Source organism: Streptomyces canarius (assembly GCF_014650735.1).
Taxonomy (GTDB): Bacteria; Actinomycetota; Actinomycetes; order Streptomycetales; family Streptomycetaceae; genus Streptomyces; species Streptomyces olivaceoviridis.
Genome location: NZ_BMVN01000003.1, coordinates 407,077 through 431,645 on the forward strand (window position 1 = coordinate 407,077; position 24,569 = coordinate 431,645).

A 24,569-nucleotide genomic window follows, 5' to 3' on the forward strand; every position below is an offset into this window, starting at 1 on the left:
CGGGTGACACCCCGGGCGGCTCGGCTCCGTAGACCTCGACGGTGCCGTGCGCGGCGGGCCGCCGACGCACGCGAGCCGGTCAACGTCCCGTCCGGGGCGGTCCGGCTCACCGCCTCGCTGGCGGCACACGGATGGGGGCGCCCCCGGCGCGAGCGCGGCCGGGAGCTGGGGGAGGGTCAGCGCCGGAATTGCACCGGCTTCCCCCCGTACGGGTGTGATGACGACCCGCGCCACTTTACCGGCCGCCCCGCGCGGGCCGAGGGGTGGCCGTGCGCACCCGGACGGGGTGACCGGGGTCACGGCCACCAGGGCCCCGGGGAGACGGGGTCACCGGGTGGCGGGATCGCGGCACGGGTCGGCCGGGCGGCCGGTGGCGCCGGGGTGGGCGCACTGGACGTGACGGCCCGCTGCCGGTGGGGGGCCGGTCCGGTCGCCCGCCGGTGCGAAGGGCGCCGCCGGTGGGCGACCGTTCCATCGGCGGCGGGGGCGAGTTGCCGGGCGGATGCGGGGCGGCGGTGAGGGCGCGGGGGCGCGGGCGGTCGGGTGCAGGCTGACGGCGCCCGGTGCCCCGTAGCGGCGGTGACCGGGACGCGGCTGTCGCGGGCGGCAGGCTCCGGTGACCCGGGCCGGGCCGTGAGCCGCGCCGGGGCGGTCAGGGGGTCCGTGTTCCGGGCGGGACGCCGCGGCCGGGGCGCGTGTTCCAGTGCCGCATCAGGCGGCGTGTACCGGCACCGCATCGGGCCGCCGGGCCGGGTGGGCCGTGGCGCTCCGCGTCGGCGGGAAGCCCTCGCAGGTGTTCCCGCGTCCGGCCGGCACGGCGGCCGGACGTCCCCCGGGCTGAAGGCGGGCGCGGAGGCGCCCCGGGTGCCGCTTCCCCCGTACGCGGCACCCGGGGCGGGTCGGAATCTTGCTCTCCGTGCCGTGATCCTCACCCACGGCGCCCCTAACTGTCAACGATAGCTGCCTAATTAGGCAGGGAGCGTTGTCACGTCTGGTCGCCGAACGGGCGAACGGGTAGCCTCGCCGTCAGCCCAGCCACCGAACGGACGACACGCCCAGGGGGGACCTCGGTGAGTGACGCCTACGCCTCGCTGGCCGATGTCCTCGACCGGCTCGGCGAGTTGACCGGCCGGCCCGGACGGTTGCCGGAGGTCCTGGACGTGGCCGGCCTCTCCCACCGCACGGGCATCCCCGTCGGCGTCGTCGTCGACCTGCTCTCCGGCGGCCGGGCCCCCGAGACCTGCCTGGCCGAACGCGTGCGCCAGCGGCTGGACTTCATCCGGGAGACCCGGCGCCGGCCGGACGGCAAGCGGTACTCGCTGGACGAGCTGGCCAGGATCGCCGGAACCAGCCGGCAGTGGCTCAGCGAGTGGCGCAAGAGCGGGATGCCGAGCCTGGAACACGCCGACCGGCTGCGCCGGTTCTTCGGCCTGCCCGCGGGCTTCTTCACGGCGGACGAGCCGGAGGCGCTGCACGAGGCGCTGCAACCGGTGTTGCAGAGCCTGGAGGCGGAGGCGGACCCGCTGCTGCGGCTGCGCGAGAGCGGGCTGGTGCGACTGGCCGCCCGGGCCCCGCAGATGAACGCCCGGCAGCTCGCCACCCTCGCCGACCTGGCCGAGATGATCATCGCCTCCGAGCGGGCCGAGGACGCCGGGCGTGCGTGAACCGAGCGCCAGGGCCCCGAAGCCGGCGCCGTACCCGCGGCTGGCGCGCCCGCCGAAGCACTCCAGGTCCCCGAGGCGCTTCCTCGACCGGCTCGTACGCGACACCGTCCGCACCCTCACCCCGCCGACCGGCCCGGAGGCGTTCCTGCACGCGCTGTGCGCCACGCTCAGCCCGCAGCTCGACCGCCCGGTCCGGCTGAAGTTCGTCACCTTCCCGCCGGGCCTGGACGTCTCCGGGATCACCCTCGCCGGGACGAGGACTACATCGTCGTGGTCGAGGACCGGGCCCCGGACCCGCACAAGTTCGTCATCGCCGGGCACGAGATCGGGCACATCCACTACGGCACGCTGGACGTGCACTACCCCTCCGGCCCGCCCGCCGGGACCTGGCCGGAGGGCTTCGCCGTCCTCGGGGACGCCGTCGCCGGCTACAACCCGGTCTACGGCCACGGCCTGTCCGTCGCCGCGCAGAGCGCGCTCGCCCTCGGCCGGACCCTCGACCGGTACGGCCCCACCGCGCCCGGCACCGCCCGCCGGATCCAGCGCGCGGTGGCCCGGCCGGTCGGCAACGCGTGGAACCTCGCGGTCGGCCAGGACGCCTACTACCCCGGGGCCGCGCCCCAGCCGCCGGCCACCGTCGAACGCCTCCTCACCGCCTACGTCGACAGGGCCGTGGCCGCCGGCTCCGAGAACCCGCGCGCCCTGCGCGGCCTGCTGGACGTCATGAGCCTGCGCACCCCGGCGGCCCGCCTGTTCGCCCCGGACATGCTCTGGACCCTCTCCTTCGGCTCCCGCAAGGGCCCCCTGCCGGGCCCGCCGCTGACACGGACGGAACGGGAGGCGGCGGGGCTGGACTGACCTGACGGCCTCGACGGGCCGGTGCCGCCTGGGGGGTCGGCCCGCCGAACGGGAGGTGCTTCACACCGCCACGTACGTCACCGGCTCGCTCCCCGGCACCGGTTCCGCGCGGCCCAGTTTCACCAGGCGGCGCAGGTGGGACTCCGCCTCCGAGACGGCGATGGTGCGGGAGCCGTGGGGGATGTCGGCCCAGGGGCGGTTCCATGCCATGCGCTCGGCGAGCTGCCAGGGGGTGAGGGGCTCGGCGAGGAGGGTGAGGAGGCCCGCCAAGCGGCTCTCGTGGTGGTCGAGCAGCGCCCGGACGCGGCCCGGGGCGTCGGTGAAGGGGTGCTGGTGGGCCGGGAGGACCTCGGCGGGGGTGAGCCGGCCGATCCGCTCCAGGGAGTCGAGGTAGTCGCCGAGGGGATCGGTGACCGTCGCGTCGTCGGGGTCCTCGTACAGGCCGATGTGCGGGGTGATCTCCGGCAGCAGGTGGTCGCCGCTGAACAGGCGCCCCCGGCCGGGCAGTCGGGCCGGGTGCTCCTCCTCCAGGTGCAGGCAGACGTGGCCCGGCGTGTGCCCCGGGGTCCAGATCGCGCGCAGCCGCCGGCCCGGCAGGTCCAGGAGCTCACCGGGGACGATCTCCCGGTCCGGCAGGGCGGGGGAGAGGCCGGGCAGGGTGCGGGCGCGGGGCGCCCGCAGCGGCGCCACATGCTCCTCGGGCGCCCCGGCGGCCGTGAGCTTGGCCGCCATGTACGAGAACCACCGCCCCGGCCGGGTCTCCCGCGTCCGGCGCACGATCGCCGCGTCGGCCGCGTGCAGCGCCACCCAGGCGCCGGACGCCTCGCGGACCCGCGCCGACAGGCCGTGGTGGTCCGGGTGGTGGTGGGTGATGACGACGCCGTGGACCTCCCCGACCGCCGTACCGCAGGCCGCGAGCCCCGCCACCAGCGTGTCCCAGGAGCCGGGGTCGTCCCAGCCGGTGTCGATCAGCACCGGGCCCCGGCCGGTGTCCACCACGTACACCAGCGTGTGGCCGAGGGGGTTGTCCGGGATGGGCACCCGGACGGACCGTACGCCCCCGCCGTGATCGAACGTCGTCGCCATCCGCTCTCCGCCCCTCCACCCGTCCGCCCCGCCGCCCCCGGGGCCATTGCCCACTATAACTAGAACTGATATCAGTTCTGAAACAGTGTCAGAAACGACGGATGCGGTGCGGTGCGGCGGGAGGCAGTCGGCCATGACCGAGCTCGTGGAACACGGACAGCTGTTCATCGGCGGGGAGTTGACCGACCCGCTGGGCCGGGACGTCATCGAGGTGATCTCACCGCACACCGAGGAGGTCATCGGCCGGGTGCCGCACGCCTCCCGGGCGGACGTCGACCGGGCCGTGGCCGTCGCGCGCCGCGCCTTCGACGAGGGCCCCTGGCCGCGCGCCGGCCTGGAGGAGCGGATCGAGGTCGTCACGCGCATCAAGGACGGCATCGCCGCCCGGCACGAGGAGATCGCCCGGGTGATCTCGTCAGAGAACGGCTCGCCGTACTCCTGGAGCGTCCTCGCCCAGGCGCTCGGCGCGATGATGGTGTGGGACGCGGCGATCCGGGTCGCCCGGGACTTCACCCACGAGGAACGCCGGGACGGCGTCCTGGGCCCGCTCCTGGTCCGCCGCGAGCCGGTCGGCGTGGTCGCCGCCGTCGTCCCGTGGAACGTCCCGCAGTTCGTCGCCGCCGCCAAGCTGGCGCCCGCGCTGCTGGCCGGCTGCACGGTCGTCCTCAAGCCGTCCCCGGAGTCCCCGCTGGACGCGTACCTGCTGGGCGGGATCGCCCGCGAGGCGGGCCTGCCCGAGGGCGTGCTGTCCATCCTCCCCGCCGACCGCGAGGTCAGCGAGTACCTGGTCGGGCACCCCGGCGTCGACAAGGTCTCCTTCACGGGCTCGGTCCCGGCCGGCAAGCGCGTGATGGAGGTCGCCGCGCGCCGGCTGACCCGGGTCACGCTGGAGCTGGGCGGCAAGTCGGCGGCGCTGGTGCTGCCGGACGCGGACCTGGAGGCGGCCGTCTCCGGGATCGTCCCGGCGGCCTGGATGAACAACGGGCAGGCCTGTGTCGCCCAGACCCGCATCCTCGTCCCGCGCGCCCGCTACGCCGACTTCGCCGACGCCTTCGCGCAGGCGGCCCGCGCCCTCGTCGTCGGGGACCCGCTCGACCCGGCCACCCAGGTCGGCCCGCTGGTCGCCCGGCGCCAGCAGCAGCGCAACCTGGACTACATCCGCATCGGCCAGGAGGAGGGCGCCAAGATCCTCACCGGCGGCGGCCGTCCGGACGGACTGGAGCGCGGCTGGTACGTCGAACCCACCCTCTTCGGCGACGTCGACAACGCGATGCGCATCGCCCGCGAGGAGATCTTCGGCCCGGTCATCTGCCTGCTGCCGTACGGCGACGAGTCCGAGGCGGTGAAGATCGCCAACGACTCGGACTACGGCCTCTCCGGCAGCGTGTGGACGGCGGACGTCGAGCACGGCATCGACATCGCCCGGCAGGTCCGCACCGGCACCTACTCCGTCAACACCTTCAGCCTGGACATGCTCGGCCCGTTCGGCGGCTACAAGAACTCCGGCCTGGGGCGGGAGTTCGGCCCGGAGGGGTACGGCGCGTACCTGGAGCACAAGATGATCCACCTCCCGGCGGGGGCGTAGCCCATGGGCGACCGCTGGCACGTCGAGGTCGACCGGTCGCTGTGCATCGGCTCGGCCCAGTGCCGTCACCACGCCCCGGACGACTTCCGCCTCGACTCGGCCCGCCAGTCCCACCCGGCGGAACCGGACACGGACGCGGCCGAGCAGATCCTGGCGGCGGCCGAGAACTGCCCGGTGGAGGCGATCGTGATCACGTTGCTGGGCAGCGGGGAGGCGGTGTTCCCGCCCGAGGAGTAGGGCGCGGCGGCAGCACCCGTGTCACGTCGGACACGGGAGGCAGGATCAGGAGCTCCACGTCCTGGAGCCCGCGGCGCTCCAGGACCTGCCGCCACGCGGGCTTCCGCTCTTCCTGGGTCGTCTCCGCCCCGTCCCTCGTGCGCCGGGCGGCCGGCCGCCGTCCGGCCGGAAGGTGCTCCAGGCCCTTGTTCCCGGTGACGGCCCGTTGGGCGGCCGGCTCCTCCCCGTGCGGAACACCGGCGCTCTCACATGGCCGGCGCTCCGGGCGATGGGCCCCACGGACCGCCGGGCACGTCGGGTGGGGCAGTCGCGGGGTACGCTCCTGCGGTTCCGGTGTGCCGAAGTGGCGAGCAGGGTGGGGAAGAGTGGACACGTCCGAGGCCGAGCAGTTGATCGTCCAGGCGTACGAGGCATGGGACGCCGAGGACTGGCTGACCGCCGCCGGGCTGTTCGAGCGGGTCCTCGCGCACTACCCGGACACGTCGAAGAGCCCGGTGTGGTGGTACGACGCCGCGCTCGCCCACAAGTTCCTGCGCGACTGGCAGAAGGCGTACGAGCTGGGGCGCGAGGCCGCCGCCCGGGCTCCTCGGGGTGAGGGCGATCCGGCGTACTGGAACCTCGGCATCGCGGCGACCATCCGGCGCGACTGGGCGACGGCCAGGGACGCCTGGGAGGGCTTCGGTATCCAACTGCCGCCGGGGGAGGGCGAGATCGACGGGCGGTTCGGGCCGGCGTGCGTCCGGCTGGACACGGACGGGGAGCGGGAGGTCGTCTGGATCGACCGGCTCTGTCCGACGCGCGGCCGGGTGATGAACGTGCCGGTGACCGGCGGACGCCGCTTCGGCGAGATCGTCGTCCACGACGGGGAGCCGAAGGGGCACCGGGTCATCGAGGGGCGCGAATACCCCGTCTTCGAGGAACTCCTCCTCTTCCAGACCTCCGAGCTCACGACGCTGACCGCGACGGTGAACGCGGGCGAGGTGGCCGACCTCGACGCCCTGGTCGAGCTCTTCGACCGGCACGGCTACGGCGCCGAGCCGGCGAGCGGCTTCGAGGTCCTGTGCGCCTGTTGTAGCGAAGGCACGCACGAGCAGGAGCGGAAGACCCACGCGGGTGCCCAGCAGGTGTCCTTCGGGGCGCCCGAGGAGGAGGCCCGCCGCCTGCTCGGCCAGTGGGCGGCGCAGACGCCGACCGGCCGGAGCTGGAGCGGGCTGACCTTGGTCGGCTGACCGAAGGTGGCACTATTGGGGGGAATTGGTCGGAAATGAGGGGTTCCGCCGCGCGGTATCCGTTCTATGCTGGTATCAGCCTACGGGACGAGTGAGGGAGTCCGACCGGAGTAGCCGACTCAGGCGGGATGCGCAGGCATCCGCCCGGGCCGACAGCGACGGTAGGGCTGAGAGGCTGGAAGGCAGCAGTCAGGCCGGACGGCGACCCCTAGGACCTGATCCGGACCATACCGGCGAAGGGAACCCGTCTCGTAGGTTTCACGTGCCCGGGGTCCTCACGTGCCCCGGGCTCTTCGTGTGCCCCGCGGCCGTGCCCGCGTCATCGGTGCCCCGTCGGCTCCGTCAGGTCGATCAGCCGGCACACCGTCTCGATGTCGATCTTCACCTGGGCGATGGAGGCGCGGCCCGACAGCCAGGTGATGAGGGCCGAGTGCCAGGTGTGCTCGATGACCCGGACCGCGGAGAGCTGCTCGGGGGTGGGGTCCGCCAGCCCCATCGCGTCCAGGATGATCGCCGTCGTCTGGCGGGAGACCTGGTCGACCTCGGGCGAGACACTGCGGTCGGCGAAGGTGAGGGCGCGGACCATCGCGTCGGCCAGGTGCGGCTCGCGCTGGAGGGCGCGGAAGGCCCGCATCAGGGTCTCCGCGACCCGCTCGGCGGCCGTGTCGCCCGCCGGGGGCTTCCTGCGCAGGGTCCCGTGCATGTGGTCCAGCTGGTCCTGCATGGTGGCGACCAGGAGATGCACCTTGGACGGGAAGTAGCGGTACAGCGTGCCGAGGGCCACCTGCGACGACTCCGCGACCTCACGCATCTGGACGGCGTCGAACCCGCCCCGGCTGGCCAGCTGCGCGCTCGCGTGCAGAATCCTGCGGCGGCGGGCCTCCTGCCGCTCGGTGAGGGGCGAGGCCGGACGCGAGGTGCTGGCTTCCGCAGGCATGGGTCCCCGTTCCGTGACAGTCGGTGAGGCCGTCTGTTGGGCTCGTGATCGGACAGGATGGCAGGGGGCGCGCCGTGGCGCGAATCACCTGATCCACTGCTCACAGCGCCCCTACCTGCCGGTAGATTCAGAGCCTCCTGAACGATCAAGTCTGAAACTTGTTCTAGATTAGCGTCCCGTCGTAGTCTCGCGGGACAGTGCAGGCAGAAGGGGGCACGGAGTGACCGCTGAGGCCCGGGAAGCGGGTGCCGGCCAGGAACCCGCTGCCGACGGCGGACGACCGCTCGACATCGCGCTCCTCACCTATAAAGGGAACCCGTTCTGCGGGGGCCAGGGCGTCTACGTACGACACCTCTCGCGGGAGCTGGCCCGCCTCGGCCACCGCGTGGAGGTCATCGGCTCCCAGCCGTACCCCGTCCTCGACGAGGGCTACCCCGGCCTCACCCTCACCGAGCTGCCCAGCCTCGACCTCTACCGCCAGCCCGACCCCTTCCGCACCCCGAAGCGGGAGGAGTACCGGGACTGGATCGACGCCCTGGAGGTCGGGACCATGTGGACCGGCGGCTTCCCCGAGCCGCTGACCTTCTCGCTGCGCGCCCGCCGGCATCTGCGCGCCCGGCGCGGCGAGTTCGACGTCGTCCACGACAACCAGACCCTGGGCTACGGCCTGTTGGGCGACATCGGCACGCCCCTGGTCACCACGGTCCACCACCCCATCACCGTGGACCGGCAGTTGGAACTGGACGCCGCCGACACCTGGCAGCGCCGCTACTCGGTGCGCCGCTGGTACGCCTTCACCCGCATGCAGAAGCGCGTCGCCCGCCGGCTGCCCTCGATCCTCACCGTCTCCGGCAGCTCGCGCCAGGAGATCGTGGACCATCTCGGCGTCCGGGACGAGCGGGTCCACGTCGTCCACATCGGCGCCGACACCGACCTGTTCGCGCCGGACCCGGCCGTCGACGAGGTGCCGGGCCGGATCGTCACCACCTCCAGCGCCGACGTGCCGCTGAAGGGGCTGGTGTTCCTCGTGGAGGCGCTCGCCAAGGTCCGCACCGAGCACCCCGCCGCCCACCTCGTCGTCGTCGGCAAGCGCCCGCAGGAGGGCCCCGTCGCGCAGGCGATCGAGCGGTACGGCCTCGAAGGCGCCGTCGACTTCGTCAAGGGCATCTCCGACGCCGAGCTGGTCGACCTGATCCGTTCCGCCCAGGTGGCCTGTGTGCCGTCCCTGTACGAGGGCTTCTCGCTGCCCGCCGCCGAGGCCATGGCCACCGGCACCCCGCTGGTCGCCACCACCGGCGGCGCGATCCCCGAGGTCGCGGGGCCGGACGGCGAGACCTGCGTGGCCGTACCGCCCGGTGACGCCGGGGCGCTGGCCGCCGGGCTGAACCGGCTGCTCGGGGACCCGGAGCTGCGGGCGCGCCTCGGCCAGGCGGGCCGCCGGCGGGTGCTGGACCGCTTCACCTGGGCCCGCGCGGCCGAGGGCACCGTGGCCCACTACCGGGAGGCCATCGCCCGCTCCGCGGGCCACTCCCCGAGCCGCTCCGCGGCCCAGACCCCCGGCCGCTCCGCGGCCCCGGCAAGTGTTGCAGGCGTCTCCTCCGAAAGCAGGGCCACGTGCTGACCGTCGACTTCTCCCGGTTCCCGCTCGCCCCCGGCGACCGTGTCCTGGACCTCGGCTGCGGAGCCGGCCGGCACGCCTTCGAGTGCTACCGGCGCGGAGCCCAGGTCGTGGCCCTGGACCAGAACGGCGAGGAGATCCGCGAGGTCGCCAAGTGGTTCGCGGCGATGAAGGAGGCCGGGGAGGCACCGGAGGGCGCCACCGCCACGGCGATGGAGGGCGACGCCCTCGCCCTGCCCTTCCCCGACGAGTCCTTCGACGTCGTCATCATCTCCGAGGTGATGGAGCACATCCCCGACGACAAGGGCGTGCTCGCGGAGATGGTCCGCGTGCTCAGGCCGGGCGGGCGCATCGCGATCACCGTGCCGCGCTACGGCCCCGAGAAGGTCTGCTGGGCGCTGTCCGACGCCTACCACGAGGTCGAGGGCGGCCACATCCGCATCTACAAGGCCGACGAGCTGGTCGCGAAGGTCCGCGGGGCCGGGCTGAAGCCGTACGGCAGCCACCACGCGCACGCGCTGCACTCGCCGTACTGGTGGCTGAAGTGCGCGTTCGGCGTCGACAACGACAAGGCGCTGCCGGTGCGGGCGTACCACAAGCTGCTGGTCTGGGACATCATGAAGAAGCCGCTCGCCACCCGGCTCGCCGAGCAGGCGCTCAACCCGCTGATCGGCAAGAGCTTCGTGGTCTACGCGACCAAGCCGCACCTGCCCCGGCTCGCCGAGACCGACGGGGTGGCCGCCGAGTGACCACCCCCCGGACAGAACACCTCGTCCTGCCCGGGGTCCTCACCGCCGAGCAGGCCGCCGCGACCGTCGCCGGCATCCTGGCCGTGCAGCGGGAGGACGGCGCGATCCCGTGGTTCCGCGGGCATCACCTCGACCCGTGGGACCACACCGAGGCCGCGATGGCCCTGGACGCGGCCGGTGAGCACGAGGCCGCCGAGCGGGCGTACGGCTGGCTCGCCCGGCACCAGAACGAGGACGGTTCCTGGTACGCCGCCTACGCCGACGGCGCCCACGACGAGGTCACCGACCGCGCCCGCGAGTCCAACTTCGTCGCCTACATAGCCGTCGGCGTCTGGCACCACTACCTGTCCACGGGCGACGACACGTTCCTGGACCGCATGTGGCCGACCGTCTACGCGGCCGTCGAATGGGTGCTGCGGCTCCAGCAGCCCGGCGGCCAGATCGGCTGGCGCCGGGAGGACGACGGCACCGCGACGACGGACGCGCTGCTGACGGGCAGCTCCTCCGTCCACCACGCCCTGCGGTGCGCGCTCGCCATCGCCGAGGAACGCGAGGAGCCGCAGCCGGACTGGGAGTTGGCCGCCGGGTCCCTCCGCCACGCGATCCGCCGCCACCCGGAGCGCTTCCTGGACAAGGACCGCTACTCGATGGACTGGTACTACCCGGTCCTCGGCGGCGCGCTCACCGGAGCGGAGGCCAAGGCCCGTATCGAGGCGGACTGGGACCGGTTCGTCGTCCCCGGCCTCGGGGTGCGCTGCGTGGTCCCGAACCCCTGGGTGACCGGCGGCGAGTCCAGCGAACTCGCCCTGGCCCTGTGGGTGATGGGCGAGTCCGACCGGGCCCTGGAGATCCTCCAGTCCATCCAGCACCTGCGGGACGCGGACAGCGGCCTGTACTGGACGGGCTACGTCTTCGACGACGACGCCGTCTGGCCCCGCGAGCTGACCACCTGGACGGCCGGCTCGCTGCTGCTGGCCGTGGCCGCGCTGGGCGGCCACGACGCCACGTGCGCGGTGTTCGGCGGGGACCACCTGCCGGCCGGACTGGACCCGGACTGCTGCGGCTGACCCCGCGGGGGTCCGGCCCGGCCGTCCGCCCGGGTCAGTGCCGGTGCATCCGGTTGGCTATGGCGTGGCCCACGAACAGGTAGACCACCGCGGCGAGCCCGTATCCGGCGACCACCCGGGCCCATGCCTCGTCGAAGGTGAAGAGGTCGTGGGACCAGCCGGCCAGCCAGGAGGCCGCGTCATGGACGAACTGGACCAGGCTGTTGGCCCGGTTCGCGTCCAACAGGTACATCAGGATCCACAGGCCGAGGATCAGCGCCATGATGTCGGCGACGACCGCGATGACCGTCCCGGCCTGGTTCGCGCCGTTGCGATATCGAGGGGACATACTCTCCGGATTGCCGGGCGGTGTGCCGTGAAACCCCCCAGGAAGCCCGGAGCGAACCCGGACCCGGCCCGGACACCACCCGGACGGCGTCCCCCGGGTGGCGCACCCCGCCGCCCCGGACGAGGCTGCCGGAGGAAGCAGACCGCTCGGGGAGGACACGTCCGGAGGACTCCGTGCCCGTACCGATACGGCGCCTCGTCGTGGCGCTCACCTTGTGCTGCGCCCTGGTGGCGGGTGCCACCGCCTGTGGAGGCAGCGAGAAGAACAGTACGAAGGACACCTCGGCGGCACAGGCCGTCCCCGCCGTCGACAGTCCCAGTCCGACCACGTCCGCGGAGAAGCGCAGGTTCGCCAAGACCCGCTTCGTGCTGGACGCGGGCCTCGCCGCCGGCGCGACCTACCACTGGATCGTCAAGCCCTGGAAGGAAGGCAAGTTCAAGAAGGGCGCCAAGGGCCGCAAGACCGCCCTGGTCAAGGCCGGTCTCGCCGGCGCCTTCACCTACAACCGGCTCAAGGCGGCCCAGAAGAACGCCAAGGCCGACCCGACCCTCTCCAAGGCGCTCGCGCCCCTCAGCAACGGCATCGAGGCCCTGAAGAACCTGCCGTCCAAGCTCCGCAAGGGCGACGAGAACGCGGTGAGCTCGTTCAGCGACGTCATCGGCGGTGTCAAGGACGCGGGCAAGAGCGCCGGTGCCCCGGTCAAGGACCAGGTGCCCTCCGCCTCCCAGCTCGCCAAGGGCTAGGCCCTGTCGTCAAACTCCCGTCTGCCGCGCGACGCCATGCACGCACTCTCGCCGCACCGGGCCCCGACCCAAGTACATCCAGTACGAGGGCCGGGGCCCGGCGCGCCGAGAGCACGCACCTGACGCCGCGCGGCCCGCCCTCCGGGCGGACGACGGGAGTTTGACGACAGGACCTAGGAGTTCAGCTCGGCCAGCACCCGCAGGCTGTGCGGGTCCGGTGACAGGGCCAGCAGGTCCGTCACCGGGCCCCGGCGCCACAACTCCAGCCGCTCGGCGACGCGTTCGCGCGGACCGACCAGGGAGATCTCGTCGGCGAAGGCGTCCGGCACGGCCAGCACGGCCTCCTCCCGGCGCCCGGCGAGGAACAGCTCCTGGACCCGCCGGGCCTCGGCCTCGTACCCCATGCGCGCCATCAGATCGGCGTGGAAGTTGCGGGCCGCGTGCCCCATCCCGCCGATGTAGAAGCCGAGCATGGCCTTGACGGGCAGCAGCGCCTCGGCCACGTCGTCGCACACCCGCACCCGGGTCAGCGGAGCCACCATGAACCCCTCCGGCAACGCGCGCACCACGTCCCCGTACACCTCGGGGCGGCTCGGCGCCCAGTACAGCGGCAGCCAGCCGTCGGCGATCCGGACCGTCTGGGCGACGTTCCGCGGGCCTTCGGCGCCCAGCAGGACGGGGAGGTCGCGGCGCAGGGGATGGGTGATCGGCTTGAGCGGCTTGCCGAGGCCGGTGCCGTCCGGGCCCCGGTAGGGCAGCGGGTGGAACCGCCCGTCCACCGCCACCGGCGCCTCCCGGCGCAGCACCTGCCGTACGACGTCCACGTACTCGCGGGTCGCGGTCAGCGGCGACTTCGGGAACGGGCGGCCGTACCAGCCCTCCACCACCTGCGGGCCGGAGAGCCCGAGCCCGAGCAGGACGCGTCCGCCGGAGAGGTGGTCCAGGGTGAGCGCGTGCATCGCGGTGGCGGCCGGTGAGCGGGCGGCCATCTGGGCGACCGCCGTACCCAGCCTGATCGTCGAGGTCCGGGCGGCGATCCAGGTCAGCGGGGTGAAGGCGTCCGAGCCCCAGGACTCGGCCGTCCACACCGAGTCGTAGCCGAGCCGCTCCGCCTCCCGGGCGAGCGGCACATGACCGGCGTCCGGACCGCGTCCCCAGTAGCCGAGTGCGAGACCGAGCCGCATGCGCCCACCTCCTGACGGACCGTCAGTTACCGGCCGGGAGGCGACTGTACGACAACGGCCCCCCGCCCGGGAAGGGCGAGGGGCCGGTGCGATGCGGAGGTGCGGATCAGCCGCGCTGGATGCCCGAGGTGTCCTGGAGCACGCCGCGGCGGCCGTCCTGGGTCTGCGCGACCAGCGCGGCACCGCGCTGCTCGACGGCCAGGTACCAGGTGCCCGGCGCCAGTTCGGCGATCTGGTTCGGCGAACCGTCCTCCGAGAACAGCGGACGGGGCACCGGCACGGCGAACCAGAACGGCGAGAAGTCCGCGGCGGCCGGCTGCGGCGCCGGGGCGGCACCCTGCGCGGCCGGCGGCTGCTGCCCGAACGGCTGCCCCGGCTGCGGCTGCGCACCGTAGGGCTGCTGCGGCTGGGCGCCCGGGTAGCCGTAACCACCGGGTGGCTGGGCGCCGTAGGGCTGCGGGGCGACCGGCTTGGGGGCCGGGATCAGGGCAGCCTGGAGGGCGGGCACCAGCGGGGTGGCGATGGCGGCGGCGGACAGGACGAGAGCGGCGATGAACCCGAGGACGAGGCCGGCGCCGGCGTCCACGTTGTCGAGGTCGATCAGCGTCCACAGCAGCGTCCAGGCCGCCAGGATCGCGAAGGCGGTGCCGACCGTGGCCAGGTCGAGCCCGGCCACCTTGCGCGGCTGCGGCAGGCAGCGGTTGACGACGATGAGAACGGCACCGATCACCGCGCCCATGTAGGTGCCCAGGCCCGTGCCCAGGTTGTCCCACGCGCTCCGGCTGACCTCAGCGCCGAAGCCGGAGTAGGTGTAGAAGTCGAGGAACGACGCGATGAACAGCACCACCGCTGCTCCGATCACCACGCCGTCGCCTCTAGTGAGGGAGCGGATATTCACTTCAGGTCCTTCGTAGGTCGTCTCGTCGTCGGTAGACACTATCGTCCGCAAGATCCGGCTGTCCGGCCGGTTCCGCCCGCCGGTCACGAAGCGCGCAGGAAACTCACGATTCCCTCAGAGATCCCTTGCGCCGCCCGCTGTCGCCAGGCGCCGCTGGTCAGCAGTGCCGCGTCCTTGCTATCGCGCATGTTGCCGCACTCGATGAACACCTTCGGAACCGTTGACAGATTGAGACCACCCAGGTCCGTCCGCGTGACGAGACCGGTACCGTCGCCGAGATAGTTGGAGGGCGGCTCCCCCGTCTCGCGGAGGAAGGTGCCCGCGATGCGCACCCCGAGATCGTGGGACGGGCCGACGATGGCACGGGTGTCGGCGGCACCCGCGTGCACGGAACCCGGCAGGATGACGTGGAAGCCGCGGTCGCCGGGGGCGGAGCCGTCGGCATGGACGGAGATCGCCGCGTCCGCGCGCGCGGTGTTGCCGGTCCGGGCCCGCTCGTCCACGCACGGACCCCACGCCGGGCTGTCGCCGTCGCGCGTGAGCTTCACCGTGGCGCCCTGCCGCTCCAGCAGGTCCCGCAGCCGGTGCGCCACGTCGAGCGTGAACCGGGCCTCGGTGTAACCGTCGTTGGTGGAGGTGCCGGTGGTGTCGCACTCCTTGCGGTTCGTCCCGATGTCCACCGGGCGGTTGATCTCGGCCGTGTGCCGGAAGTTGCCCGGGTTGTGCCCCGGGTCGATGACGACGACCTTCCCCTTGAGCGGGCCGGAGCCGCCCGGCCGGGCGGAGGGCGAGCCGGACGCCTTGCCGTCGTCACCGCCGCCGCTGTCACTTCCGCCGTTCCCGCCGCTCGGGGAGGAGGCCGGGGCGGAGGACACCGCGGAGCTGCGCGGCGCCGGCGCGGGGGAGGCCGTACGGTCCGCACCGCCACCGCCGCCGACCGCCTCGTACACCACCCAGCCGAGCAGCGCCCCGGGCACCAGGGCGGCGAGCGCCACGGTCAGCGGGCGCCGCCGGGGCCGGCGGGGCTGCGGGGGATCGAAGTCCGGACCAACGTACGACACGTCTGCGACTCTAACCGGGGCCTCAGATCCCCGCTCCCGTTCGCCGCAGGACACGCAGCGAGCCGGTCGCCGAGACCTCGGCGAACGCCCCGGAACCAAGGGCCCGCAGGTACACGCGGTACGGCGCCTGGCCGGTGAACTCGTCCTCCGGGTGGGGGAAGACGTCGTGGATGACCAGCAGCCCGCCCTCGGCCACGTGCGGCGCCCAGCCGTCGTAGTCGGCCGTGGCGTGCTCGTCCGTGTGGCCGCCGTCGACGAACACCAGCCCGAGCGGGGAGTTCCAGATCGCCGAGATCTGCGGGGAGCGGCCGACGAGGGCGACCACGTGCTCCTCCAGCCCCGCCCTGAACAGCGTGCGCCGGAAGGCGGGCAGCGTGTCCATCAGGCCGACCTCGGGATCGACCGTCTCCGGGTCGTGGTAGTCCCAGCCGGGCTGCTGCTCCTCGCTGCCCCGGTGGTGATCGACGGTGAGTGCCGTGACCCCGGCCGCGCGCGCGGCGTCGGCCAGCAGGACGGTGGAGCGTCCGCAGTACGTGCCGACCTCCAGCAGCGGCAGCCCGAGCCGGCCGGCGGTGACGGCGGCGTCGTAGAGGGCGAGCCCCTCGTCGAGGGGCATGAACCCCTTCGCCGCCTCGAACGCGGCCAGGATCTCGGGCTGGGGAGCGGCGGGCATGGAGCGCCTTTCGGTCGTACGTCGGTCCGGGCGCCCATGCTGCCGCACCCCCCGTCACTCATGGACAGGGGGTGCGGTGCGAGGGGCGCGGGGACCCGGCGCGATCGGCCAGGACGGTGCGGCGACCGCCGGACGGCGGACCGGGGCGTCCCGTCAGGCGTTCACGGTCTCCCCGGGCAGCGACAGGTCCAGGGCGACGGCCCGCTCCTCACCGGAGTGCGTCGCCGAGGAGGCCAGCGGCCCGTGGCCGAAGGCCCGCGCGGCCAGCACGTACGCCCCCTGCGCCGGCACGGCGAGCGCGTAGCTGCCGTCCTCGGCGGAGACGGTGGCGCCTGCCTGCCGCCCCCGGCGGTCGATCAGGGTGACCTTGGCCCGGGCGACGGGCGCGCCACCGGCGTCCAGGATCCGCCCCCGGAACCCGCGCAGCACCTCCTCGGCCCGCTCCAGGTTGGCCTCCTCCTCACTGCTCGCCCGCAGCTGGGTGTGCTGCGCCGGGCGAGCCGCCCTCGGCAGGAAGACCGCCAGGACCAGACCCACCGCGACGGCGGCGGTGGCGATCAGGAAGGACACCCGGAACCCGTGCATGGTCGGGACGGCGACGCCGTTCACGTTGTTCGCGGTGTTGGCCAGCACCATGCCGATGACGGCGCTCGACACCGATGTGCCGATGGACCGCATCAGGGTGTTCAGGCCGTTGGCCGCGCCGGTCTCCGAGGCCGGGACCGCGCCGACGATGAGCGCGGGGAGCGAGGAGTAGGCGAGGCCGATGCCCGCGCCGAGGATGACGGACGTGATGATCGTCTGCCAGGCCGCGTCCATCAGGCCGAGGCCGCCGCCGTAGCCGATCGCGATGACGACCAGGCCGGTGATCAGGGTGACCTTGGGGCCGTAGCGGGCGGACAGACGGGCGTACACCGGGGCGGTGAACATCATCGTCAGGCCCAGCGGGGCCACGCACAGGCCCGCGACGACCATGGACTGGCCGAGGCCGTAGCCGGTCGCGGTGGGCAGCTGGAGCAGCTGGGGCAGGACGAGCGAGACGACGTAGAAGCTGACGCCGACCATGATCGAGGCCAGGTTGGTGAGCAGCACCTCGCGGCGGGCGGTGGTGCGCAGGTCGACCAGGGGCGCCTTGACGCGCAGCTCGTACAGGCCCCACAGCAGCAGGACGACGACGGCCGCGGCGAACAGGCCGAGCGTCGTGCCCGAGGACCAGCCCCAGTCGCTGCCCTTGGTGATGGGCAGCAGGAGCAGCACCAGACCGGCGGACAGGCCGAGCGCGCCGAGCAGGTCGAAGGAGCCCGCGGCGCGCATCGGGGACTCGGGGACGACGAGGAAGGTGAGGAGGATGGCGAGCGCGCCGAGGCCGGCGGCGCCGTAGAACAGGGCGTGCCAGTCGGTGTGCTGGGCGACCAGGGCCGCGGCGGGCAGCGCGAGGCCGCCGCCGACGCCGATCGAGGAGCTCATCAGGGCCATGGCCGAGCCCAGCTTCTCGCGCGGCAGCATGTCGCGCATCAGGCCGATGCCGAGCGGGATCGCGCCCATGGCGAAGCCCTGGAGGGTACGGCCGACGATCATGGTGAGCAGCTGGTCGGTGAAGGCGCTGACCAGGGCGCCGACCACCATCACGGCGAGGCTGAGGACCAGCATGCGGCGCTTGCCGTAGAGGTCGCCGAGCCGGCCCATGATCGGGGTGGCGACGGCGCCCGACAGGAGGGTCGAGGTGAGCACCCACGTGGCGTTGCTGGGGGCGGTGTCCAGGAGCTGCGGCAGATCCTTGATGACCGGCACGAGCAGCGTCTGCATCACCGCGACCACGATGCCCGCGAAGGCGAGCACGGGGACCACGGCGCCGCCCGCTTTCCGGGTGGGCTGGTCGGTCGTCGTCTCTGGCATGGGGTGAGGCCTTCCGCGTGTCATAAGTCCTGGGTAAACCTCGTATGCACAGGCAACTATTCCGTTGCTTCGGGCCTCTAACGAACTCTTGACCGATCCATGGGTTACTGACGCGGCGTCAGGGCGGGGGGCGAGGGAGGGCGGAGGGGAAGGACGGAGGGGAAGGACGGAGGGAGGGCGGCGGAAAATCCTCCTGCGGACCGGGGCAACGGTCCGGGCGGCCCATGGACTCCTTCAGACATCTAGGAGGTGCCCATGGGGGACGGGAAGCAGACTCGGAACGAGGAGTTCCAGAGCTTCGTGGTCGGCCGCTGGCCGCGGTTGATGCGCACGGCATTTCTCCTCACGGGGGAGCAGCACGCCGCCGAGGACCTGGTCCAGTCGACGCTCGAACAGGTCTACGTGGCCTGGCGCCGGGTCGGCGGCGCGGACGACCCGGAGGCGTACGTACGGCGCGTGATGATCAACGCGCACGCGCGCAGACACCGCCGAAGGCTCAGGGAGTTCCTGGCGCCGAAGGACGACTCCGGCCTGGTGCGCGAGGTGGCCGACACCGGCGACCGGATCGCCCAGGCCGACGACCGCAGCGCCCTGCTCAAGGCGCTCGCGCAACTGCCCGCCCGGCAGCGGGAGGCGGTCGTGCTGCGCTACTGGGAGGACCTGACGGAGACACAGACGGCGGAGGCGATGGGCTGCTCGGTCGGCACGGTGAAGAGCAACGCGGCCAAGGGGATCGCGAAACTCCGCGCCATACCGGGACTGGCCGACATGGTGACGCACGGAGGGCGGAAGTGATGAGCGCGGACCGGGAGAACCACGACATGACGCAGACGGACATCGCCCTCCTGCTCGCGGACGCGGCGGACGAGGTCGAGATCGGCATAGCCCCGGTCCAGGCCGTCATCCGCGGCGGCCGGCGCCGCAGAGCGCGACGCTGGGCCGTGGCGGCGGCCACCGCCCTGGTGCTGGCGGGCTCGACGGGGGCCACGCTGGCCTTCGCCGGGCTGCCCGGGGAGCGCGCCGGCCGGGGGACGCCGACGGCGCCCGGCCCGGCGTCCGCCGAGGAGAGACACGTGTACGCCCCGCAGCGGACGGAGCTGGCGCGGGGGACCGAGCAGGGCAAGCAGTGGCGGGTCTGGGTCGAGGTGTGGGGCGCGCCGCGTGACGTGCGGGAGGCGGACCGGCAGTTCGACGCCATGAAGCGGGCGGGCCTGCGGCCGGCGGTGGACAGGGCCGCCGACCTGGTCGGGAAGACGTCGTACTTCTCGATGCGGTCCTACGGCGACGGCCGTTCCCTGGTGGTCATGTTCGACACGCACAAGAGGATCGACCGCCTCTCGGACACCGACCTCATGGCCGCCGCCGTCAGCCTGGAGGAGCCCGGCCCCACGGCCCCCGAGCGGCTGGTGGTCGGCCATGTGGCGAAGTCCGCCCGGGAGGTCACCTGCCGCTGGAAGGACGGCGGTTCCACCGTGGCCCGCCCGGCGGGGTCCGCCCCCGCCGCCCATGACGGCACCGCGCTGATCCGCCCGGTGGCGGGCTACCCGGGAGGGAACTGGTTCGTGTGCGTCGCCCCGAAGGGAACGGCCTACGAGAACGCGGCCGTGACGAAGTGACGGGGGTGCGTGGTGTGGGAGGTCCCGCGCAGAGCGGTCGGTCGACTCGGGCAGGTGCAGGCCGTCGGCGGTGTCGGCGACGGTCGGCCTGGAGGGGGGCCTTCGCGACGCCGGTCGTGACGAAGTGACGGGGGTGCGTGGTGTGGGAGGTCCCGCGCAGAGCGGTCGGTCGACTCGGGCAGGTGCAGGCCGTCGGCGGTGTCGGCGACGGTCGGCCTGGAGGGGGCGGCCCACGCGAGGCCGGTCGTGACGGAGTGGCCGGGGTGCGGGAGGCCCCGCTCAGAGCCAGCCCTGTTGCCGGGCCTCCCGTACCGCCTCGGCGCGGTTGCGGGTGCGGGTCTTGCCGATCACGGAGGAGAGGTAGTTGCGGACGGTCGACTCGGACAGGCACAGCTTGCCGGCGATGTCGGCGACGGTCGCCCCGTCCACCGACGCCGTCAGCACCTCCCGCTCACGGGGCGTCAGCGGATTCGGCCCGGCGCTGAGCGCGGCGGCTGCCAGCGCCGGATCGACCACGGTCTCCCCGGTGAGCACACGCCGGATCGCCGCGGCCAGCTCCTCCACGGGCCCGTCCTTGACGAGGAACCCGGCCGCTCCGGCCTCCATGGCCCGGCGCAGATAGCCGGGCCGGCCGAAGGTGGTGAGGATGAGCACCCGGCAGTCGGGAGCCTGGTCCCGCAGCTCGGCCGCCGCGTCCAGCCCGCTCATGCCCGGCAGCTCGATGTCCAGCAGGGCCACGTCCGGCCGGTGCGTGAGCACGGCGTCCACGATGCCGTCGCCCGAGCCCAGCTGGGCCACGACCTCGATGTCCTCCTCCATGCCGAGCAGCAGGGCGAGAGCGCCACGCATCATGCCCTGGTCCTCGGCCAGCAGCACCCGGATGCGTGTGCCGGGCCGGTGGTCCCGGGGCATCTCCTCGTCCATCGCCACAGGTTACGCCGGACGGCCCGGACAGGAGCTCAGCGTTTCCCCACGCGGGGGCGGACAGGGCGCACGGGTACTGCGGGGAGGGGCGGGCGGCTGTGGGGCAGGGGGGTGGAGATACGGCAGCCGAGGGGACAGGGGTAGTCGGCAGGGGTACGGCGGTGGAGGCAGGCGGCGGTACAGCGGTAGGGGGTCGGCGACGGTACGCGGTCGGGACCGGAGTCGGTACGGCGGTGGGGGTCGGGGCCCGGAGCCGGTCAGGGGGCGGCACCGGAGGCGGTACGGCGGTCAGGGCCGGCGTCTCGGTCGGCCGCTGGCCGCATGGATCGGTCGCGCTCGTGGAAATTCCCTACCGTGGGCCCTGGAAAGGGCGGAGACTCGGCTCATGGCTGACATGGGGGCGTTCCGGGAGGCGGTCACCGCGTGGGCGGCCGGCGGGCCCGGGGGCCCCGCGCGGGAGCTGGCCGCGCGGCTGTCCGTCCGGGCGGCCGTCCTGCTCGAAGGGCCGAGCGACGAGGCGGCGGTCGGCGCGCTGGCCGCGGGCCGCGGCCGGGACCTGGCGGCCGAAGGCGTCTGCGTCCTGCCGATGGGCGGGGCGATGAACGTCGGGCGGTTCGCCGGCCTCCTCGGGCCGGCCGGACTGGGCCTGCGCCTCACCGGCCTGTGCGACGAGCGGGAGCGCCCGTACTACGCCCGCGGCTGGGAGCGGGCCGGTGCGGCACAGCACGGGTTCTTCGTCTGCGCGGCGGATCTGGAGGACGAGTTGATCCGTGCGCTGGGCGTGACCCGGGTGGCGGAACTGGTCCGGGCGGAGGGCGACCTGCGCGCGCTGAAGACCTTCCTGAGTCAGCCCGCGCAGCGGGGCCGCACCGCACAGCAGCAGTTGCGGCGCTTCCTCGGCACGAAGAAGGGGCGGAAGATCCACTACGGCCGTGTCCTGGTCGAGGCCCTCGATCCCGCTCGTACACCCGCCCCGCTCGACGGTCTGCTCACCAGCCTCTGACCGGCCGGCGGGCTCGGCACGGACGGCTCCTCCCAGGCGGCTCGGCACGGACTGCTCGGCACAGAGGGCCCGTAAAGACTCGGCATGGTCCGGTGCGGCGGGGGTTGACGCGTCTTGACGGTGCACAAACAATCGCCCGTGCCGTGCCCGCGCATTTCCTGGAATCCGCAGTAATTCCGCAGGCGAATAGGTTCGGTATTTCGATCGAACGACGTTCGGGATCCCGGACAAGCCTCGCCCACGACGAACCCGAGGTGCACCGTGCTGTCGAGAACCCCCCGCGCCCCCGGCGCCCCGCGCGCCCCCCGCACACCCCGCGCCCTCCTCTCCCTCCTCGCCGTCTGCGCCACCCTCGCCGCGCTGTTCCTCGGCACCGGCGCACCCCCGGCCGCCGCCGCGAGTTCGCTGCCCTGTGACCTCTACGCCGCCGCCGGCACCCCCTGTGTCGCCGCGCACAGCCTGGTCCGGTCGCTGTACGCGGCGTACAACGGGCCGCTGTACCAGGTGCAGCGCGCCAAGGACGGGGCGAAGACGAACATCGGTCCGCTGTCCGCCGGCGGGTATGCCGACGCGGCGGCCCAGGACTCCTTCTGCTCCGGCACGACCTGCGTCATCACCGAGATCTACGACCAGTCCCCGCGCCACAACGACCTCACGATCGAGGGCGCGGGCGGGGCCGGGGCCGCCGATGTGGGCGCGCCCGCGGACGCCCTGCCGGTGACCGCCGGCGGCCACCAGGTCTACGGCCTGGAGATCTCCGCCGGCATGGGGTACCGGGACAACTCCACCTCGGGCGTGGCCGTGAACGGGCAGGCCGAGGGGATGTACATGGTGACCTCGGGCACGCACGTCAACAACCGCTGCTGCTTCGACTACGGCAACGCCGAGACCAACAACATGGACACCGGCAACGGCCACATGGACGCCATCAACTTCGGCACCGAGTGCTGGTTCTCGCCCTGCTACGGGCAGGGCCCCTGGGTGCAGGCCGACCTGGAGAACGGGCTGTTCCAGTCCGACGCCGGCTACAGCAAGAACACCGCCAACACCGGGACCGGCCCGCTGCCGTTCGTGACCGCGCTGCTGAAGAACAACGGCCAGGACCATTTCGCGCTGAAATACGGAAATGCCCAATCGGGCGGGCTGACCACCACCTATTCCGGGGGTGAGCCGACCGCGGGCGGATACAGGCCGATGCACCAGGAGGGCGCGATCGTCCTCGGCACCGGCGGCGACAACAGCAACGGCTCGATCGGCTCCTTCTTCGAGGGCGTGATGACCGCCGGCATCCCGACGGACGCCGCCGACAACGCCGTCCAGGCCAACGTCGTCTCCGTCGGCTACGGCGGCCCGACCGGCAGCACCGGCGCGCTGAGCCCCGGTTCCGAGGTCTCCCTGCGCGCCACGACCTCCTGCTGCACCGGCGACTACGTCCGCCACCAGAACGACGCGGCCGTCATCTCCCCGGTGACGTCGAGCAGTTCGTCCCTCGACAAGAACGACGCCACCTGGATCGTCCGCCGGGGACTGGCCGACGGCTCCTGCGTCTCCTTCGAGTCACGGAACTACCCCGGTGACTTCCTGCGCCACTCCAACTACCGGGTCTACCGGCAGCCGATGGACGGCACCGCCCAGTTCCGGGCCGACGCCACCTTCTGCCCGCAGACCGGCAAGAGCGGCACCGGCACCTCGTTCGCCTCGTACAACTACCCGACGCGCTACCTGCGCCACTACGACCACAACCTCTACATAGCGAGCAACGGCGGAGCCAACGCCTTCGACAGCAGCACGTCGTGGACGGCCGACGTCAGCTGGGTGGTCGCCGCGCCCTGGGCGCCGTAACCGCAGCCGCAGCAGTCGTAGCGGCACCCGTACCCGTACCCGCACCGGTACCCACCGCCGTCGCCCACTCGGCATCGCTCGCCGGCAGGTCACCGCTCACCGGAAGGTCGGCGGTGACCGTGAAGCCGCCGCGGGGCGCCGGGCCGGCCGTGAGGGAGCCGCCCGCCGCCGCGAGGCGTTCGGTCAGCCCCTTCAGCCCCGTACCGCCGGCGCCCGCACCGGCGGCCGGGGTTCCGGCGCCCGTGCCGTTGTCCGTGACCGTCAGCCGGACCCGATCGGCGGCTCCCTCGACGGTGATCTCGCAGCGGTCGGCACGGCTGTGCCGGACGACGTTGGTGACCGCCTCGCGCACCACCCAGCCGAGCAGTGCCTCGGTCCGCGGGGCCAGCGGCGCCCCGGACTGGCGGACCACCGGCCGCACGCTCGCCGCGGAGAGCGCCGACCGGGCCCGGGTCAGCTCGGTGGCCAGGCTGCCCTCGCGGTAGCCGGTCACCGCCTCGCGGATCTCGGTGAGCGCCTGCCGGCCCACCGACTCGATGTCCGAGACCTGTGCCAGCGCCGCGTCGAGGTCGCGTGGCGCGAGCCGGCGGGCCGCCTCCGACTTCACCACGACCACCGACAGGGTGTGCCCGAGCAGATCGTGCAGATCGCGGGAGAAGCGCAGCCGCTCCTCCGCCACCGCCCGCCGGGCCAGCTCCTCCCGGGCGGCCCGCAGCTCCCGCACGGCCTCGGACAGGCTGAGGATCGCGGCGGTGACCATGCTGGACAGGAAGGTGGCGTAGGCGATGCCCGACGCGTCGTTCCAGCCGTCCCGCAGCCAGGTGGCGGTTCCCGCGTAGAGCGTGAGCAGCAGGCCCAGGCGGCCCAGCCATGGTCCGCGCAGGGTGGCGCCCGTGGCGAGGCCCAGCAGCGGGAAGAACATCAGCCAGTTGCCGCCGTACCCGAGGGCGAGGCCCGTCGTGACCAGGCCGAGCAGGCCCAGCGCCACCCGGGTGGACGCCGACTCGCGCCTGGCCCGGTCGAAGGCGCGGAAGGTGACGTAGACGTAGAGGGAGTTGAAGGCGAGCAGGCCCAGGCCGCCGATCCAGGGGTTCGGGGTCTCGCCCTGGAGCACGTTGGAGAGGGAGCCCATGCCCAGCAGCAGCCAGGGCAGCAGGGTGAAGCCGGTGGGCGGCGGGCCCGGATGCCCGGCGGCCGAGGGGTCCGCCCCCTCGCACCGGGCGGCCCGCGAGCGCCGCAGGTCCGCCCGCCACACCGGCCGTTCCCGCTGCCAGGCCGCCATCCGGCAGCTCAGCCTCTGCCACCACGTCATCTCCGAGTCCCCCGTCCCAGTCGTTCGAACGGCCCGTCCCGCACGAGGGCGGGAGGGCG

At 73.4% G+C, this 24,569-nt stretch carries 22 protein-coding genes and 1 pseudogene; 13 read left to right on the forward strand and 10 right to left on the reverse strand.

Going from position 1 to position 24,569, the window contains the following annotated elements:
* The first annotated feature begins 1,070 nt into the window (after window positions 1-1,070).
* The gene (locus tag IE294_RS06705) at window positions 1,071-1,664 is read left to right on the forward strand and encodes a helix-turn-helix domain-containing protein (protein ID WP_014672423.1); all 594 of its coding nucleotides are present in this window, start codon (window positions 1,071-1,073) and stop codon (window positions 1,662-1,664) included.
* Window positions 1,665-2,042: 378 nt separating this feature from the next.
* Window positions 2,043-2,522, forward strand: a pseudogene (locus IE294_RS06715) (pyridine nucleotide-disulfide oxidoreductase); the annotation flags it as partial.
* A gap of 60 nt (window positions 2,523-2,582) precedes the next feature.
* On the opposite strand, the gene IE294_RS06720 reads toward IE294_RS06715, so the two are convergent.
* Window positions 2,583-3,608 carry a Strvi_7410 family MBL fold metallo-hydrolase gene (locus IE294_RS06720; protein ID WP_189883223.1) on the reverse strand — a complete coding sequence of 342 codons (1,026 nt, stop codon included), beginning with the start codon at window positions 3,606-3,608 and terminating at the stop codon, window positions 2,583-2,585.
* Window positions 3,609-3,741: 133 nt separating this feature from the next.
* On the opposite strand from IE294_RS06720, the gene IE294_RS06725 reads away from it, so the two are divergent.
* The 3 genes from IE294_RS06725 to IE294_RS06735 all read left to right on the forward strand — a co-directional run bounded on the left by IE294_RS06725 (window position 3,742) and on the right by IE294_RS06735 (window position 6,659).
* Complete coding sequence (locus tag IE294_RS06725; RefSeq protein ID WP_189883225.1) at window positions 3,742-5,193, forward strand: aldehyde dehydrogenase; 1,452 nt, start codon at window positions 3,742-3,744, stop codon at window positions 5,191-5,193.
* 3 nt (window positions 5,194-5,196) lie between these two features.
* Window positions 5,197-5,430, forward strand: coding sequence for a ferredoxin (locus tag IE294_RS06730; protein ID WP_189813109.1), 234 nt, complete (start codon window positions 5,197-5,199; stop codon window positions 5,428-5,430).
* 365 nt (window positions 5,431-5,795) lie between these two features.
* On the forward strand, window positions 5,796-6,659 hold the full coding sequence (locus tag IE294_RS06735) for a tetratricopeptide repeat protein (protein WP_189883227.1): 864 nt from the start codon (window positions 5,796-5,798) through the stop codon (window positions 6,657-6,659).
* Window positions 6,660-6,978: 319 nt separating this feature from the next.
* Here the strand turns inward: IE294_RS06735 and IE294_RS06740 are convergent, their stop codons facing one another.
* On the reverse strand, window positions 6,979-7,596 hold the full coding sequence (locus IE294_RS06740) for a TetR family transcriptional regulator (protein ID WP_189883230.1): 618 nt from the start codon (window positions 7,594-7,596) through the stop codon (window positions 6,979-6,981).
* A gap of 220 nt (window positions 7,597-7,816) precedes the next feature.
* Here IE294_RS06740 and IE294_RS06745 point away from each other — a divergent pair, with 220 nt between their 5' ends.
* Genes IE294_RS06745 through IE294_RS06755 form a run of 3 tightly spaced genes read left to right on the forward strand, consistent with a single transcriptional unit; the run spans window position 7,817 to window position 11,030 of the window.
* Window positions 7,817-9,217: a glycosyltransferase family 4 protein gene (locus tag IE294_RS06745; RefSeq protein WP_189883232.1), complete on the forward strand. Its 1,401-nt coding sequence runs from the start codon at window positions 7,817-7,819 to the stop codon at window positions 9,215-9,217.
* The gene (locus IE294_RS06750) at window positions 9,211-9,963 is read left to right on the forward strand and encodes a class I SAM-dependent methyltransferase (RefSeq protein ID WP_189883234.1); all 753 of its coding nucleotides are present in this window, start codon (window positions 9,211-9,213) and stop codon (window positions 9,961-9,963) included. Before IE294_RS06745 ends, IE294_RS06750 begins: the two co-directional genes overlap by 7 nt.
* Complete coding sequence (locus IE294_RS06755) at window positions 9,960-11,030, forward strand: prenyltransferase/squalene oxidase repeat-containing protein (protein ID WP_189883236.1); 1,071 nt, start codon at window positions 9,960-9,962, stop codon at window positions 11,028-11,030. The genes IE294_RS06750 and IE294_RS06755 overlap by 4 nt, the downstream gene beginning before the upstream one ends.
* A 34-nt stretch (window positions 11,031-11,064) precedes the next feature.
* Here IE294_RS06755 and IE294_RS06760 read toward each other — a convergent pair whose 3' ends face one another.
* Complete coding sequence (locus IE294_RS06760; RefSeq protein WP_014672411.1) at window positions 11,065-11,358, reverse strand: hypothetical protein; 294 nt, start codon at window positions 11,356-11,358, stop codon at window positions 11,065-11,067.
* Window positions 11,359-11,531: 173 nt separating this feature from the next.
* On the opposite strand from IE294_RS06760, the gene IE294_RS06765 reads away from it, so the two are divergent.
* Complete coding sequence (locus tag IE294_RS06765; protein WP_189883237.1) at window positions 11,532-12,101, forward strand: hypothetical protein; 570 nt, start codon at window positions 11,532-11,534, stop codon at window positions 12,099-12,101.
* A 173-nt stretch (window positions 12,102-12,274) separates the two neighbouring features.
* Here the strand turns inward: IE294_RS06765 and IE294_RS06770 are convergent, their stop codons facing one another.
* The 5 genes from IE294_RS06770 to IE294_RS06790 form a co-directional block, all read right to left on the reverse strand.
* Window positions 12,275-13,285: an LLM class F420-dependent oxidoreductase gene (locus IE294_RS06770; RefSeq protein WP_189883240.1), complete on the reverse strand. Its 1,011-nt coding sequence runs from the start codon at window positions 13,283-13,285 to the stop codon at window positions 12,275-12,277.
* Between the two features lie 106 nt (window positions 13,286-13,391).
* Complete coding sequence (locus IE294_RS06775) at window positions 13,392-14,150, reverse strand: DUF5336 domain-containing protein (RefSeq protein WP_189883405.1); 759 nt, start codon at window positions 14,148-14,150, stop codon at window positions 13,392-13,394.
* 116 nt (window positions 14,151-14,266) lie between these two features.
* Window positions 14,267-15,244, reverse strand: coding sequence for an N-acetylmuramoyl-L-alanine amidase (locus IE294_RS06780; RefSeq protein ID WP_189883242.1), 978 nt, complete (start codon window positions 15,242-15,244; stop codon window positions 14,267-14,269).
* A 22-nt stretch (window positions 15,245-15,266) separates the two neighbouring features.
* Window positions 15,267-15,917, reverse strand: coding sequence for a class I SAM-dependent methyltransferase (locus IE294_RS06785; protein ID WP_189883244.1), 651 nt, complete (start codon window positions 15,915-15,917; stop codon window positions 15,267-15,269).
* Window positions 15,918-16,070: 153 nt separating this feature from the next.
* Entirely contained in the window at window positions 16,071-17,813 is a 1,743-nt protein-coding gene (locus IE294_RS06790; RefSeq protein ID WP_189883245.1) for an MFS transporter, read from the reverse strand.
* Between the two features lie 255 nt (window positions 17,814-18,068).
* Between IE294_RS06790 and IE294_RS06795 the strand changes: the two genes are divergently transcribed.
* Together IE294_RS06795 and IE294_RS06800 are read left to right on the forward strand one after the other, a co-directional pair.
* Window positions 18,069-18,608, forward strand: a complete 540-nt coding sequence (locus tag IE294_RS06795) for a SigE family RNA polymerase sigma factor (RefSeq protein ID WP_189883247.1) — start codon at window positions 18,069-18,071, stop codon at window positions 18,606-18,608.
* Window positions 18,605-19,429: a hypothetical protein gene (locus IE294_RS06800; protein ID WP_189883249.1), complete on the forward strand. Its 825-nt coding sequence runs from the start codon at window positions 18,605-18,607 to the stop codon at window positions 19,427-19,429. The genes IE294_RS06795 and IE294_RS06800 overlap by 4 nt, the downstream gene beginning before the upstream one ends.
* Window positions 19,430-19,708: 279 nt before the next feature.
* Here the strand turns inward: IE294_RS06800 and IE294_RS06805 are convergent, their stop codons facing one another.
* Window positions 19,709-20,341: a response regulator transcription factor gene (locus tag IE294_RS06805; protein WP_189883408.1), complete on the reverse strand. Its 633-nt coding sequence runs from the start codon at window positions 20,339-20,341 to the stop codon at window positions 19,709-19,711.
* 397 nt (window positions 20,342-20,738) lie between these two features.
* On the opposite strand from IE294_RS06805, the gene IE294_RS06810 reads away from it, so the two are divergent.
* On the forward strand, window positions 20,739-21,356 hold the full coding sequence (locus IE294_RS06810; protein WP_189883252.1) for a TOPRIM nucleotidyl transferase/hydrolase domain-containing protein: 618 nt from the start codon (window positions 20,739-20,741) through the stop codon (window positions 21,354-21,356).
* A gap of 261 nt (window positions 21,357-21,617) precedes the next feature.
* Entirely contained in the window at window positions 21,618-23,198 is a 1,581-nt protein-coding gene (locus IE294_RS06815; RefSeq protein ID WP_189883267.1) for an alpha-L-arabinofuranosidase B, read from the forward strand.
* On the opposite strand, the gene IE294_RS06820 is transcribed toward IE294_RS06815, so the two are convergent.
* Window positions 23,164-24,510, reverse strand: coding sequence for a sensor histidine kinase (locus IE294_RS06820; protein ID WP_229917039.1), 1,347 nt, complete (start codon window positions 24,508-24,510; stop codon window positions 23,164-23,166). The genes IE294_RS06815 and IE294_RS06820 overlap by 35 nt on opposite strands.
* Window positions 24,511-24,569: the final 59 nt, after the last annotated feature.